Below are 14,928 nucleotides of genomic sequence, written 5' to 3' on the forward strand. Positions count from 1 at the left end.
TTTTCATGGATTTTAAACAATACATTCGTGTTATCCCAGATTTTCCACAGCCAGGTATTCGTTTCAAGGACATCACTACTCTGTTGAAAGATGGCCCTGCTTACAAAGCTGCGATTCAAGACTTGGCTGTCTTCGCTCGTGAAGTACAAGCAGACGTGATTGCGGGTCCAGAAGCACGTGGATTCGTAGTAGGTGCTCCATTGTCGTACGAAATGGGAATTGGCTTTGTGCCGATCCGCAAATCTGGCAAGCTGCCATATGAATCCATCAAGGCGGATTACGACCTGGAGTATGGAAAAGATGCACTGGCTGTACACGTAGATGCTATCCAACCAGGTCAGCGTGTTCTGATTGCAGACGATTTGCTGGCGACTGGTGGAACCATTGAGACAACAATCAATTTGATTGAGCAACTTGGAGGCAAAGTAGTAGGAGCTGCCTTCTTCATCGAACTGTCCTACTTGGATGGACGTAGCAAAATTGGTGAAATTCCTATCAAATCGCTCGTTCAATATTAATTGATACAACAAGGAAAAACGGGTGAAATGCCCGTTTTTTTCTTTTTTCTGCGGCTGTACATACTTTACAGGGGAAATCAGCTTTACAAGACGAACGACATACAAGATAATAGTATGAAATAGACAGACATGATACGTGCAAGTAAGCCTTCGCCTGCGCCAAAAGGCTTGGCAGAGCCCAAGTTTTTCTAGACGTATAGGAAAGTTCAAGTGCTTCACAGTGCATAATGCGTCCAGGCTTAAACTTTCCGGAGCGCATCACGAAGTGCCTCAGCGTCTGCTTCCGGCAATACTTCGGTGAAACTTTCCGCTATAATGCGGTCGCTCCTCCGTGAGAAGGCCTCGATTGAGGTTATTTTACTGAGAGGATAAGGGAAGGAAACTATGATTACCGGCATTGATGAGATAGTAAAAAAAGCAAGCACCTATTTATCACAATCGGATATGGACCTGATTACGCGTGCCTATCAGCTTGCCGAAAAAGCGCATGAAGGGCAAATACGCAAATCAGGTGTTCCTTACATTATGCACCCAATCGCCGTGGCGGGTATTCTCGCAAACCTGCACATGGATGCCGTTACGATTGCGGCTGGATTTTTGCATGATGTCGTGGAAGATACTGAGATTACGCTTGATCATCTCCGTGAGCAGTTCGGACCGGATGTAGCTCTCCTGGTAGACGGAGTGACCAAGCTGGAAAAAATTAAATACAAGTCCAAAGAAGAGCAGCTCGCCGAAAACCACCGCAAGATGCTGGTTGCCATGGCACAGGACATCCGTGTCATCATGATCAAGCTGGCAGACCGTCTGCACAACATGAGGACACTTCGGCATATGTCGGAGGAGAAGCAACGCGAGATTTCCGATGAAACGCTGGAAATCTTTGCGCCACTTGCCCATCGCTTGGGGATTGCTTCCGTTAAATGGGAACTGGAAGATACGGCGCTTCGGTATTTGAATCCGCAACAGTATTATCGGATTGTAAATTTAATGCAAAAGAAACGGGTGGAGCGCGAAGCCTATCTGAATGAAGCATCAGATACGATCAGAGAAAAGCTGGGCGAGTTAAATATCGAGGCAGAAATTTCGGGACGTCCGAAGCATATCTACAGCATCTTTAAAAAGATGACAAGGCAAAACAAGCAGTTCAATGAGATTTATGACCTGCTAGCATTGCGTATCATCGTGAATGACATTCGCGACTGTTATGCGGTTCTCGGTATCGTGCACACCTTGTGGAAGCCGATGCCAGGCAGATTTAAAGATTACATTGCCATGCCAAAGACGAACATGTACCAATCTCTTCATACGACAGTGATTGGACCAAAAGGTGAGCCATTGGAAGTGCAAATCCGTACATGGGATATGCACCAGACAGCTGAGATCGGGATCGCGGCTCACTGGGCGTACAAGGAAGGCAAAAGCATCGTGCAAGGCTCCTTTGCAGAGAAACTGGGCAGTCTGCGGGAGATTATCGAAGGTGGATCGGAAGAAGCTCCGAATGCGCAAGAGTTCATGGAAAGTCTCAAGCAGGATCTTTTCTCCGATACGGTTTTCGTCTTCACACCAAAAGGCGATGTAGTCGAGCTGCCAAAAGGCTCTGTTCCGTTGGACTTCTCCTACCGGATTCACTCTGCCGTAGGAAACAGAACAATTGGCGCCAAAGTGAACGGCAAGATCGTACCGCTCGACTATGCGATGAAAACAGGCGATATCGTCGAAATCCTGACCTCCAAGCATTCGTATGGTCCTAGTCAGGACTGGCTAAAAATGGCCAAATCCGCGCATGCTCGCAATAAAATTAAACAGTGGTTTAAAAAAGAGAAGCGGGAAGAGAACGTCGCCAAAGGTCAGCAGATGGTGGAAGCGGAGATCAAGTCGCGCAGCTTTGATGTAAAAGAAGCGATGACGGAAACAAACCTGAAGGAAGCGGCAGCCCGGTTTAATTTCCAAGGGGCAGAAGACATGTTTGCCGCAGTCGGCTATGGCGGCATCACGGCTTCGCAAATTGCTACTCGTCTTCTAGACAAACTCCGTCGGGAGCGCGAAGAACAAAACCCGACCATTCCTGAGGTCAAACCCAATCCAGCAAATCGTTCTGCCAAGAGTGAGTCTGGCGTCAAAGTTCGTGGCTTGGATAATTTGCTCGTCCGTATTTCTCGTTGTTGTACACCTGTCCCAGGCGACCAGATTATCGGTTTCATTACAAGAGGTCGTGGGGTATCGGTGCATCGATTGGACTGTCCGAACGTACTGACAGACGAATGTACAGAGCGTCTGATTGATGTCGAATGGGATACCGATTTCAAACATAATTTCCATGTAGAGATCGAGATCACGGGCAATGATCGGAGCGGATTGTTAAACGATGTATTGCAGGTTGTGGCAGAGACAAAGACGAACATTGCGGCTGTCAGTGGCAAGTCCGATAAAAATCGAGTAGCAACGATTCATATGACCATCTCGATTAGCAATGTTGATCATCTGTTGAAAGTAGTAGAGCGCATCAAGCGCATCAAAGATATTTATTCGGTTCGCCGGATACTGAGCACCTAATCCCTCGTGGATTGGGTGTTCTTGTTTACATAACAGAAAGGATGAGTCAGTGTGAGGGTTGTCGTACAAAGAACAAGAGAAGCGAGTGTTACCGTAGCAGGTGAAGTCGTCGGACAAATTGATCACGGCTTAATGCTGCTCGTAGGAATTACGCATGAAGACACAGAAAAAGAAGTAGAATTTGTCGCAGACAAAATTGCGAACTTGCGCATTTTTGAAGACGAGGAAGGCAAAATGAACTTCTCTGTATTAGATAAGGGTGGTCAAATTTTGTCCGTATCCCAATTTACGCTGTATGGCGATTGCAGAAAGGGCAGACGACCGAACTTCATGGCTGCCGCACGACCAGAGCAAGCTGAACCGCTGTACGAGCTGTTTAATGCCAAGCTGCGTGAAAAAGGGCTCCAGGTGGAAACAGGACGTTTTGGCGCAATGATGGACGTGCGTCTGTTAAACGATGGTCCTGTTACACTGATTCTGGAATCGTAATTACAACCATCAGGGGGGTGGAAACATGGCGCAAGAAGCATTGGTAATAGGTGCGAGTGGCATGCTTACAGAGGTCTCCCGATGGCTGGCTCACCAAGATTATCAAGTAACCGTGCTTGGTCGTGATTCGGGCAAATTAGGACATGTCAGAGACGGTTCAACTCATCCAGAGTCGATTCATTTGCTATCGCAAGACTACCACCAGACAGACAGCTTGCGTCAGGCTATCGCCGATCTTGTAGAGAAGAGAGGGCCGATGGATGTGGTTGTCGCGTGGATTCATTCGACTGCGCCGCATGCACTACCTGTGATCGTAGAAGAACTGTCGCGTCCTGAGAAACGCTGGCAATTGCTGCATGTGTGTGGGAGCGCTGCTTGGAAAAATCCAATGACAGAGCCTAGATCGGAATTCTGTATGTACCGACGGGTTATCCTCGGTTTTACATGTGCAGGTGAGCATGCACGCTGGCTGACAAATGATGAAATCGCAGCTGGGGTGATTGACGCTCTGCAAGCAAAAGAGCGGCAAATCATCGTCGGTCAGGTCGAGCCGTGGGAAAAACGCCCGGCTTATTCATCCATATAGCGAAGTCAACAACAAAAAACGATTGCCGAATGCAATCGTTTTTGTCGTTTCAGTACTGATTCGGGTCAGTGAATGAAATTGGTTGAAGGGAGAATCAGATTTTTGCCGATCAGGTTTGCGGAAATCGGCTTTTTCCCGATTTCTCGTGCCCAAATCGATAGCTGTCCGACATGGTGGATTTCATGAGCGATCATGTGTCGCATAATTTCACCCCATGTGTATGTAGCGATGCTGCCGTCTGGCTTCGTATCCTGAAAGGCTCTTGTTTCCATACTTTCATCCCAATTGCGCAAAAATTGAAGCACATCCGGGCGAAAAGTCGCCTCCAGCTCACGAACCTTTTCCAACCGGTTGTGAAGATCGAAGCTTTCTTGAAAATCTGGCCTTCCCAGCATGACTTGAATCCAGCTCCACTCTACATCAATAACATGGAACAATGTGTGCAAAATACCCCCGACACCCCCGATGCGCGGACGAAGCAATTCTTCCATCGGAACATCCTCACACCATTTCAGCCATTCTTCACGAACCATCCAATTGTACTCAAACATGGTTTTAATAGAAATCACTCCATTTTCAAAGGTTAACTTGTGATCACCTGCGTCCATACCGTGCGTTTGTTGATATTGTGATTGTTTTTCATCCGCCATCACTCCTTTCGATGCCTTATGATATTCGCAAATCCTTTTGGAATTCCTGCTTACCTTGCCTTGATGCGATCGGATGCGCCATAAAAGAAACCCCCATAGGAGAGAGCTTGAGCAGCTTCTTTCGCATGGGGGGGTTTGTCAGAGAGGGATCAGCCTCCCTGATTGCTTTGTGTATTAAAGTACTGGACAATCCCTTTGAATAGACCTTCTGCGGCAAGATCCTGTTGTTTCTCGGAACGTGCGCGAATCTCATCGTTGTAGTTGGATAAGAAGGAGATCTCGGCCAAAATGGACGGCACCGGGTTTTCGCGTAGAACGAAATAGTTTCCGTAACGATAATTCATATCCTTGTAGCTCGTCGCTTTCACCAGTTCCGTTTGAACCAGGGAGGCGAGCTTGCTAGAGTTACCTTGGCTGTAGTAGAAAATAATCGAGCCATTCGTTGCTGAGTTTGGATGCGTATTGTGATGGACGCTGACAAAAATATGAGCCTGATTTTGAATCGCAATGTCGACGCGCTGTTGCAGAGTCAGCTTGCGATCATCAGCCCGTGTCATGATGACTTTGGCGCCTGCTGCTTCCAACTTGTTGCGCAGGAGCAGAGATACTTGCAGATTGACTGTTTTCTCTAAAGTAGAGAAGCTGGAGCCAGTCGAGCCACCATCTGTACCACCATGACCAGCGTCGACGACGATGACTTTGCCGGCAAGATCATTACTGCGTACCACTGCTGGCGCACCATTAGCTGAAACAAGCCAGCCTGCAATGTAGCCTGTGGAGCCGTCAAGGAAGTTTACTTGGAACCACTCGCCTGATTTATTGGCAATTCCGTATTTCTCACCAGGCTGCACCTGTTTGATAATATCGTGATCAGTACTCGGACCAGAACGAACATTGGTATCTGGATTCATGATCGTCACGTATGGGCCACTCGGAGTAGGCATACTTGGTTGGTTCACCGAAATGTGCCAGCCTGCCACCCAGCCAGTTTTTCCGGCTGCCGTGTTGACGCGGTACCAGTCTCCTTGTTTTTCCAAAACAGTCAGCTTGTCTCCGACTGGAAGTGTAGCTTGAATAGCACTCGTTGTGTTCGGTTCACTGCGCAGATTCAATCCGTCCGTTTTTACTGTGGCGGTTTGACTCGAAGAAGATGGTTGCCCAGTCTGAGGTTTCGTGCTTCCATTTCCATTTTCGGGCAGAGTCGGTTGACCTGTGTCCGGGTTGGTTTGATCGGTGGAGAGCCAAGCGTTGACTCCATCGTATGGGAATTGAATCCAACCATTTTGTCTGTTCAAGACCGTGATTTTCTCGCCCGCATGTAGTTGACCGATAGCAGGTGTACTGGCATCTGGCGTGGCGTATACGTACGGAGCGAAGTCCAAGGTGAGGCTGGCTCCTTGTATGGCGGGAGGCTTCGGTTGTGAGCCTGTCCCCGCAGGATTGGTTGTTGGGGGTGTGCTACCAGTAGAGGGAGGAGTAACTGCTTGTCCCGTACCTACTTCTTTTACAAGCCAGTTTGCGACCCAGCCTTTTGTTCCTGCGTTGAGTTGAATTTGGATCCATTCGCCACTCTTTTGCACGATGGGGTAGCGCGTACCTGGATTGATTGTTTGTACGACTGCATATGTCTGACCGGGTCCAGAACGAACATTGACATTCGTCGTGGTGCTCTCTACTTGCTTGGCAGATGCAGTTGCTGGTTTCTGTTGCTGTTGCTGTGTGCTGACGAGCCAGTTCGCTACCCAACCGTTTTGGCCGTTCGGAAGCTTTACCTGAATCCAGTCATTTTTTGTGGAGATGACAGGCAGCACAGTTTTGTTCGGCAGTGTAGTGACAATAGCGTCTTGGAGGCTAGGACCTGAACGGACATTGAGCTTGTCCACGGTGACCTGAACAGAACCGGCGGCCCAAGCTGCAGAAACGGGGAGAGAAATGGCACAGACGACAGTCAGGAGACTCCTCAGGATCTTTTGACGAACAAACACGATAGACATCCTTTCCGAAATAAGTAGCTTCTTGAATTCCTTGTGATTTTGCATGTTTTTACCAAAATAATCACTTCGCTATTTCTCCTGCTTTTTCCTGCAAAAAACGACAAAGTTCTGCATGGCTTCCCTGATTGCTTTTTGGCAGGCAAGGCAATACTAGATTTTACTAGACGCTAGCACACGCAGCTTTTCAGGAGGAATTCATCGTGAGGCAGTCAAAGAAGGAAACATTCGCGCAAGGATTGAATCGGCAGTTTTTGTCTGTTGATTTTCAAGACGATTTGGAGAAAGAAATGTCACTACAAAATGTAGAAATGGCCCAAGATTTTCATCCAGGTTTGCGGGATATCCAACATCCACGACAAAAACGGCGATGACTTGCACATGATGCCACAACTTGTCTAGTTGACCCGAGTAATTCTCGTCGGCTATGATGAGGAGTGGCATTTTTGAAAAAAGCAGGTGAACTCCATGATAAAGATCGTATGTGAGGGACACGCATTCGAGCGGGAACTCTCCTTAATTCTCGCGTTATTTTACGAAGATCCAGCGCTCACTTTTGTGCCGGAGTGGACAGGTGAGGCTGATTTGAAAATCAAGCTGGTATTGACCGTGCATGAAAATGGAGTCGTAGCTTCGGGAGAGTTATGCGATGGCAAACGAAGCATCTCTCATCAGGTGGAGCGAGACTACGTAGCACGTGATGAAAAAGCGATGAAAAAGACGGCCAAGCAAGCTCTTTGCTATGCGCTGTTATTGATGTTGGAAGAATACACGGGCATGGAGCAAGGCTGGGGTATTTTGACCGGGATACGCCCGACGAAACTGCTGCACCAGTTGAACGCCGCTGGTGTAGACAGACAGGAAGCACATAAGCGATTGCAGCAGGATGTGATTTTGCGTCCATACAAGCTAAAGCTTTTGCAAGAAATCGTAGACAAGCAGCTCTACGTCGTGCCTGACTTGTATCAAATTGATCGCGAACTGTCTGTGTATATCGGCATCCCATTTTGTCCGACGAAGTGTGCGTACTGTACGTTTCCTGCTTACGCGATTCGCAGTCATACGGCTTCGGTTAATCCGTTTCTCGAAGGTCTCCATTACGAGATGGAGCGAATGGGAGAGTGGCTTCGCGCGAATGACCAACGGATCACGTCCATTTATTTCGGGGGCGGAACCCCTACGAGTATTACCGCAGATGACATGAACCAGCTGTTTGAGACGATGCATCGCTCTTTTCCACACATGGGAGATGTGCGTGAGTTGACAGTTGAGGCGGGAAGACCCGACACGATTACACGTGAAAAGCTTGATGTGATGAAGCAGTGGGAAGTGGATCGGATCAGCATTAATCCACAGTCGTTCACGCAGGAGACGCTCCAGGCAATCGGACGTCATCACACCGTCGAAGAGACGATTGAGAAATACCATCTGGCTATGGACATGGGCTTGACTAATATTAATATGGACCTGATCATCGGGCTGCCGAATGAAGGCGTAGCCGAGCTGGCGCACAGCCTCCAAGAGGTAGAAAAGCTAATGCCTGCCTCGCTGACGGTGCATACGCTGTCTTTCAAGAGAGCATCTGAGATGACGCAGAACAAAGACCGCTACAAGGTCGCCAGTCGCGAAGAAATTAGTAAGATGATGGAGATGGCTTCCGAGTGGACAGCGGCGAACGGCTATGACCCGTACTATTTGTATCGGCAAAAAAACATTTTGGGAAATTTGGAGAATGTCGGATATGCCAAGCCAGGGCAGGAGAGCATCTACAACATCATGATCATGGAAGAGGTACAAACCATCCTTGGTCTCGGCTGTGGTGCCGTATCCAAGCTGATGGCTCCAGGAAGCGGCAAGCTGACTCGCTTTCCGAATCCAAAGGACCCAAAAACGTACAATGACACATACAAGGTTCTGGTTGAAAACAAGCTTCGTGATTTGGATCAAATCTATTCGGGTGCGAAAACGGCTGGACAGGTATCTGGCAAGTAAGTGATGGATATACTGTTGATTAATAAAAAAACCTCTATCGAGGCTTTTTCAAGGAGGAGCGACCGCGTTTTTGCGGAAAGTTTTTATGCGCTCCAGAATTTATTAGCATGTCGCTAATAAATTCTTACACGTTAAAAAAAGTTTTATTCGAGCGCCTGTTGACGGCAGTTGGCGGGTTTGCTATGATTCACATTAAGCTTTTTTATTGAATAAGAAATGATCTGATGACGGGAACAAGTATCCAGGAACCGGATGCCCAGAGAGAAAGCGCCGTGGCTGAGAGTGCTTTCGTATAACGGCTTGGTGAATGACATCCCTGAAGACCGCAGTGAACGGCTGAAAGAAATCTCTTTCCCCAGTAACTGGCAGGCGTGTGCCGGCGTTAACGGCTAATAAGTGGGATAGCCTTTTGTGAATGTAAGGCTATTCAAACAGGGTGGCACCACGGGAGTATAACCAGTCTCTCGTCCCTGACATGCGGCGATTTGCTAAATGTCAGGAGACGAGGGACTTTTTTATTTGGTCAAAAATAAAGGTTCCTTGATCCTGAAGGTTTGGCGTTAGCCCGAGTTTTTGAAAAGACATGGAGGTTCGAGAGGAATGACAAGAATCCAGATCCCACGCGGTACGCAGGATATCATGCCTGGTACTGTAGAGCTGTGGCACTACGTGGAGGCCAAGGCCCGCGATCTGTGTCGCCGCTCCAATTACGCGGAAATTCGTACGCCGCTGTTTGAGAGCACAGAGTTGTTCCAACGGGGTGTAGGCGAGACCACGGATATCGTGGAAAAAGAAATGTACAGTGTAGCCAATCCGCGCAGTACGGACGCTCTCACGCTGCGTCCAGAAGGGACAGCGGGTGTTGTTCGCTCCTACGTGGAAAACAAGCTGTACGGTGTGCCTAATCAGCCTACCAAGCTGTACTACCTGGGGCCGATGTTCCGTCACGAGCGTCCGCAAGCAGGCCGCTATCGCCAATTCGTCCAATTCGGTGCAGAAGCGATCGGTTCAAGCGATCCAGCGATCGATGCAGAAGTCATTGGCCTTGCGATTCGTCTGTATCAGGAGCTCGGATTGACAGGACTTTCTGTGGAATTGAACAGCGTAGGTACGGTAGAAGACCGGGCGCGTCACCGGGAGCATTTGCTCGCACACTTGAACGGTGTTCGCTCTGAGCTGTGCGAGGATTGCCAATCTCGTATCGATCGCAACCCGCTCCGCGTGCTCGATTGCAAAAATGAAAAATGCAAAACACTGACGATGGATGCTCCGTCCATTTTGGACTACTTGAGCGAAGAATCCGCGACACATTTCGAAGCCGTACAAAACTACTTGACCGCGCTGGATATTCCGTTTCATGTAAATCCGCGTCTGGTTCGCGGCTTGGACTACTACACACTGACCGCATTTGAAATCAAAATGGCAGAGATCGGTGCGGTAGAAACGCTTTGTGGCGGTGGGCGCTACAACGGACTGGTTGCAGAGCTGGGCGGCGACGATATGCCGGGCATCGGCTTCGCACTCAGTATCGAGCGTCTGCTGTTGGCTCTGGAAAAGCAAGGTGTTCAACTGCCGATCTCGGGTGGCATCGATTGCTTCGTAGTGGTGCAGACACCAGAAGCGAAAACAACAGCTTTTGTTCTCGTCGACCAATTGCGCCAAGCTGGGATTGCGGCTGAGCTGGATTATCTGGATCGGAAAATGAAAGCACAGTTGAAGCAAGCAGATCGTCTACAGGCTCGTTTTACGGCGATCATCGGCGAGTCTGAATTAACGAATGGCACGGTTGTTCTAAAGGAAATGGCAACAGGCGAGCAACAAGAAGTGAAACGCGAGGAACTCGTTTCGGTACTCGCTGCAAAAGCAAATCAATAAAACAAATCGTTGGGGGAAATGATCATGTCTTGGCAATATCGCACCGTACATGGTGGAGAAGTAACAACAGCACACGTTGGGCAAGAAGTCGTACTGAACGGATGGGTACAAAAGCGTCGCGACCTCGGGGGCGTCATCTTCATCGACTTCCGTGACCGCACAGGCATCGTCCAAATCGTATTCAACCCGGAGTACAACAAAGAAGCTTGGGAAGCGGCTGACAAAGTGCGTAGCGAATACGTACTGGTTGTAAAAGGGAAAGTTGTAAACCGTGCACCAGAAGCAATCAATCCGAAGCTGAAAACCGGCGAAGTAGAAGTGCACATCTCTGAAATCGAAATCTTGAACGATGCAAAAACGCCTCCGTTCCTGATTGAAGACGAGATCGATGTAGATGAACAAGTTCGTCTGAAATACCGCTACCTGGACTTGCGCCGTCCAGAAATGCAGCGCTCCCTGATTTTGCGCAGCAAAGCAGCGAAAGCGTTCCGTGACTACCTGGATGAGAACAACTTCCTGGAAATCGAAACACCAATTCTCCAGAAGAGTACGCCTGAGGGCGCACGTGACTACCTCGTGCCTTCCCGTGTACATCCAGGCGAGTTCTACGCACTGCCACAATCACCACAGCTGTTCAAACAGCTTTTGATGGTATCCGGTTTGGAGCGCTACTACCAAATCGCTCGTTGCTTCCGTGACGAAGACCTGCGTGCTGACCGTCAGCCTGAATTTACCCAAATCGACATTGAGACCTCTTTCCTGTCTATGGAAGAGATCCTGCCGATGATGGAAAAGATGGTTGCTCACGTATTCAAGCAAACGGTTGGTGTAGACGTACCGACTCCATTCCCTCGTCTCACGTATGCGGATGCAATGGCGCGTTACGGTTCTGACAAACCAGACGTACGCTTCGGCATGGAGCTGACAGACGTATCTGATCTGGTTGCGACAAGCGACTTCAAGGTGTTTGCAGCAGCTGTAGCTGGCGGCGGACAAGTAAAAGCGATCAACGCAAAAGGTTGCGGACACTACTCCCGTAAAGAAGCAGACGACCTGGGCAAATTCGCTTCCCGTTATGGCGCGAAAGGCTTGGCTTGGATTGGCTTCAAAGACGGCGAGATCAAAGGGCCAATTGCGAAGTTCTTTAAAGAAGAAGAAATCAACGAGATGAAAGCACGCTTGGCGGTAGAAGAAGGCGACTTGCTCCTGTTCGTTGCTGACAAACCAAAAGTAGTAGCAGATGCACTGGGTGCCCTTCGTTCGAAGCTGGGTGCTGAACTTGGCCTAATTGACCAAAGCAAGTTCGCATTCCTCTGGGTAGTAGACTTCCCGCTGGTTGAGTGGGATGAGGATGCAAAACGCTACGTTGCCCTGCACCATCCCTTTACTCGTCCAAAAGACGAAGATCTGCACCTGTTCGACACCGATCCAGGTAAAATGCGCGCACAAGCGTACGACATGGTTCTCAACGGATACGAGCTCGGCGGAGGTTCCATGCGGATCTTCAAGCGCGAAGTGCAAGAAAAAATGTTTACCGCACTTGGCTTCTCACCAGAAGAGGCACGTAAACAATTCGGCTTCCTCATGGATGCATTCGAATACGGTACACCTCCACACGGTGGAATCGCACTTGGCTTGGACCGTCTGATCATGCTCTTGGCTGGTCGCACTAACCTGCGCGAAGTCATCGCATTCCCGAAAACAGCAAGTGCGAGCGACCTGATGGTAAACGCTCCAGATGTAGTAGACGGAAAACAATTGAAAGAGCTGTCCATTGCAACAATTGTCACAGAAGAAGAAAAGGTAGAAGCGTAATCGACTTGCGCAACTGCATTGCTCTTTGATACATTGGTAATACTATGATGAAAGCCCTGCTATGCTCGTGACATCCGATAGTTTTGAGCCACAAAGTTTGTTTAGGGAGTTTTTCGTCCGTGATTGTAAAGGCATGCCTCCTTAGAGTGGACGTCTGTAACAGTTCGGCAAGACACCCACCTGCGATGAGCAGGTTCAAAACTAAGGAGCAACACGGCATAATGGGGCTCCTTTTTTCTACTTCAATCCTACTTTTCCGATTGACTATAAGTGCGTGTTGAACAACCCTAATAATCTCGCTTGCGAATGAAAGGTGACACGAAATATGCTTCATCAATTTTCTCGTTGTGAATTGGCCTTCGGTCCCGAAGGTTTGGAAAAAATGAAAAATAGCCGCGTTGCTGTATTAGGAATTGGCGGAGTCGGTTCCTTTACAGTAGAAGCACTCGCGCGTACAGGTGTAGGCAAGCTCGTTTTGGTAGATAAGGATGTAGTAGATATCACGAACATCAACCGCCAAATCCATGCGACGCTGAACACAGTCGGTCAAAAAAAGGCTGAGCTCATGAAGGAGCGTATTGCGACGATCAATCCTGAGTGCGAGGTCGTAACTCTCAATATGTTCTACAATGAAGAAACAGCGGATGCGCTGTTTGAGCATGAACTGGATTACATCGTGGATGCCATGGACACCATGTCCGCGAAGCTCCATGTGATTAAAGAAGCGAAGCGTCGCAATATCCCTATTATTTCTAGCATGGGTGCGGCCAACAAAATGGATCCGACCCGTTTTGAGGTTGCCGATATTTCCCAAACAAGTTATGATCCGATTGCAAAGGTCATTCGTCGTGAGCTGCGGAAAAGCGGTATCTACAAAGGGGTAAAAGTGGTATATTCCCGTGAGATTCCCGTAACCGTACGTGTAGATGTACGCGAACAGATCGTTTCCAACCCGAATTCACCGATTAGCAAAGTGCGGATGCCTCCAGCAAGCAATGCTTTCGTGCCTTCTGTGGCTGGTTTAATTTTGGCCAGTGTAGTGGCAAGAGATATTTTGGAGTGGCAGCCTGTAAAAGGATAGTGGAACATGGATGATTTATTCACGTTTGCCTACGACCAGCAGGGTGGCGGCAAACAGAAGCCATTGGCTGCACGGATGCGGCCGCAAACGATTCAAGATGTAATCGGGCAATCGCATATTTTGGCTCCTGGAAAGCTGCTCCGACGCGCGATTGAAGCAGATCAAGTGTCCTCTGTTATTTTTTACGGACCTCCTGGTACAGGGAAAACAACGCTCGCAAAAGTCATTGCCCGGACCACACGTACGCATTTCTCCGAGTTAAATGCCGTTACGGCCGGTGTTGCTGACATCCGCAAAGTGGTAGATGCGGCAAAGGAGCGGCTCGTCATGGACAGTCAGCGGACAACGTTGTTCGTAGACGAGATTCACCGTTTTAATAAGTCGCAACAGGACGCCCTTCTTCCTTATGTGGAGGAAGGCACGATCATTTTGATCGGCGCTACGACGGAGAATCCTTTTTTCGAGGTGAATCCGGCGCTTTTGTCGCGTTCACAAGTGTTTTCCCTTCAATCGCTTTCTCATGAGGAATTGAAGCAGGTCATGGATCGGGCGCTTACTGATGAAGAAAACGGATTGGCGGAGCTATTTGTCACCGTAGAACCGGAAGCGGCAGAGCATTTGGTTCAATACGCGGAAGGGGATGCCAGACGTTTGCTGAACGCATTGGAACTGGCAGTGACAACGACGCAACCAGGAGCGGATGGACGAATTACGGTGACGCTGGACGTCGCAGTAGAATCCATTCAACGCAGGGCTGTACGCTACGATAAGAGTGGGGACAACCATTACGACACGATCTCCGCTTTTATTAAATCCATTCGTGGTTCTGATCCGGACGCAGCTCTTTACTGGTTGGCGAGAATGATCGATGCCGGAGAAGATCCGCGGTTCATTTCTCGCCGTTTGGTCATTTCGGCTTCAGAGGACATCGGCAATGCAGACCCGCAAGCGATCACAGTTGCGATGTCCTGCTTTCAGGCGGTAGAATTGGTGGGGATGCCTGAAGGGCGTATCCCTTTAGCACAAGCGACGACGTACCTGGCAACTGCCCCCAAAAGCAATGCCGCTTACAACGGAATTAATTCTGCGTTGGATCGTATCCGAACGGATGGTCACAAGCAAGTACCGATTCATCTGCGAGATTCTGCTTATAAGGGAGCTGCGAAGCTGGGACACGGTCAGGGATATCTGTATCCGCATAACTATCCATATGGGTATGTACCTCAACAGTATCTGCCTGACGGTGTAAACTACTCGTTCTACCAGCCAAAGGATCACGGCTATGAGCGTCACATTCGCCGTTTCCAGGAAGAAAGACAGAAGATGGATGGACGTGGATTGCCAAGGAAAAACTCCCCCGAATAATAGGGGGAGC

At 48.9% G+C, this 14,928-nt stretch carries 12 protein-coding genes and 1 other RNA gene; 11 read left to right on the plus strand and 2 right to left on the minus strand.

Annotated features, from left to right (window positions below; genetic code table 11):
• Positions 1–5 precede the first annotated feature (5 nt).
• The 4 genes from C7R92_RS04460 to C7R92_RS04475 all read left to right on the plus strand — a co-directional run bounded on the left by C7R92_RS04460 (position 6) and on the right by C7R92_RS04475 (position 4,149).
• The gene (locus C7R92_RS04460; protein ID WP_017247577.1) at positions 6–518 is read left to right on the plus strand and encodes an adenine phosphoribosyltransferase; all 513 of its coding nucleotides are present in this window, start codon (positions 6–8) and stop codon (positions 516–518) included.
• Positions 519–902: 384 nt separating this feature from the next.
• Positions 903–3,074, plus strand: coding sequence for a RelA/SpoT family protein (locus tag C7R92_RS04465; protein ID WP_017247578.1), 2,172 nt, complete (start codon positions 903–905; stop codon positions 3,072–3,074).
• Between the two features lie 51 nt (positions 3,075–3,125).
• Positions 3,126–3,563, plus strand: coding sequence for a D-aminoacyl-tRNA deacylase (gene dtd / locus C7R92_RS04470; RefSeq protein ID WP_106833379.1), 438 nt, complete (start codon positions 3,126–3,128; stop codon positions 3,561–3,563).
• Between the two features lie 25 nt (positions 3,564–3,588).
• Positions 3,589–4,149: a short-chain dehydrogenase gene (locus tag C7R92_RS04475; RefSeq protein ID WP_069850492.1), complete on the plus strand. Its 561-nt coding sequence runs from the start codon at positions 3,589–3,591 to the stop codon at positions 4,147–4,149.
• Positions 4,150–4,214: 65 nt separating this feature from the next.
• On the opposite strand, the gene C7R92_RS04480 is transcribed toward C7R92_RS04475, so the two are convergent.
• Both C7R92_RS04480 and C7R92_RS04485 read right to left on the minus strand, forming a co-directional pair.
• Complete coding sequence (locus tag C7R92_RS04480) at positions 4,215–4,709, minus strand: DinB family protein (protein WP_026042973.1); 495 nt, start codon at positions 4,707–4,709, stop codon at positions 4,215–4,217.
• Positions 4,710–4,948: 239 nt separating this feature from the next.
• The gene (locus C7R92_RS04485) at positions 4,949–6,838 is read right to left on the minus strand and encodes an N-acetylmuramoyl-L-alanine amidase family protein (RefSeq protein WP_106833380.1); all 1,890 of its coding nucleotides are present in this window, start codon (positions 6,836–6,838) and stop codon (positions 4,949–4,951) included.
• A gap of 155 nt (positions 6,839–6,993) precedes the next feature.
• Between C7R92_RS04485 and C7R92_RS32230 the strand changes: the two genes are divergently transcribed.
• The 7 genes from C7R92_RS32230 (at position 6,994) to C7R92_RS04515 (ending at position 14,918) form a co-directional block, all read left to right on the plus strand.
• Entirely contained in the window at positions 6,994–7,164 is a 171-nt protein-coding gene (locus C7R92_RS32230; protein WP_017247583.1) for a hypothetical protein, read from the plus strand.
• A gap of 94 nt (positions 7,165–7,258) precedes the next feature.
• A complete protein-coding gene (locus C7R92_RS04490) occupies positions 7,259–8,782 on the plus strand; it encodes a coproporphyrinogen III oxidase (RefSeq protein WP_106833381.1) in 1,524 nt (507 codons plus the stop codon).
• Between the two features lie 600 nt (positions 8,783–9,382).
• Positions 9,383–10,657, plus strand: coding sequence for a histidine--tRNA ligase (hisS, locus tag C7R92_RS04495; RefSeq protein WP_017247585.1), 1,275 nt, complete (start codon positions 9,383–9,385; stop codon positions 10,655–10,657).
• Between the two features lie 24 nt (positions 10,658–10,681).
• The gene (gene aspS / locus C7R92_RS04500; RefSeq protein WP_106833382.1) at positions 10,682–12,472 is read left to right on the plus strand and encodes an aspartate--tRNA ligase; all 1,791 of its coding nucleotides are present in this window, start codon (positions 10,682–10,684) and stop codon (positions 12,470–12,472) included.
• Positions 12,473–12,522: 50 nt separating this feature from the next.
• Positions 12,523–12,704, plus strand: a non-coding RNA gene (gene ssrS, locus C7R92_RS04505) — 6S RNA.
• 93 nt (positions 12,705–12,797) lie between these two features.
• Positions 12,798–13,553: a tRNA threonylcarbamoyladenosine dehydratase gene (locus C7R92_RS04510; RefSeq protein WP_017247587.1), complete on the plus strand. Its 756-nt coding sequence runs from the start codon at positions 12,798–12,800 to the stop codon at positions 13,551–13,553.
• Between the two features lie 6 nt (positions 13,554–13,559).
• A complete protein-coding gene (locus tag C7R92_RS04515; RefSeq protein ID WP_069850483.1) occupies positions 13,560–14,918 on the plus strand; it encodes an AAA family ATPase in 1,359 nt (452 codons plus the stop codon).
• Positions 14,919–14,928 lie beyond the last annotated feature (10 nt).

The sequence above is a fragment of the Brevibacillus porteri genome, from assembly GCF_003013475.1.
Lineage (GTDB): Bacteria > Bacillota > Bacilli > Brevibacillales > Brevibacillaceae > Brevibacillus > Brevibacillus porteri.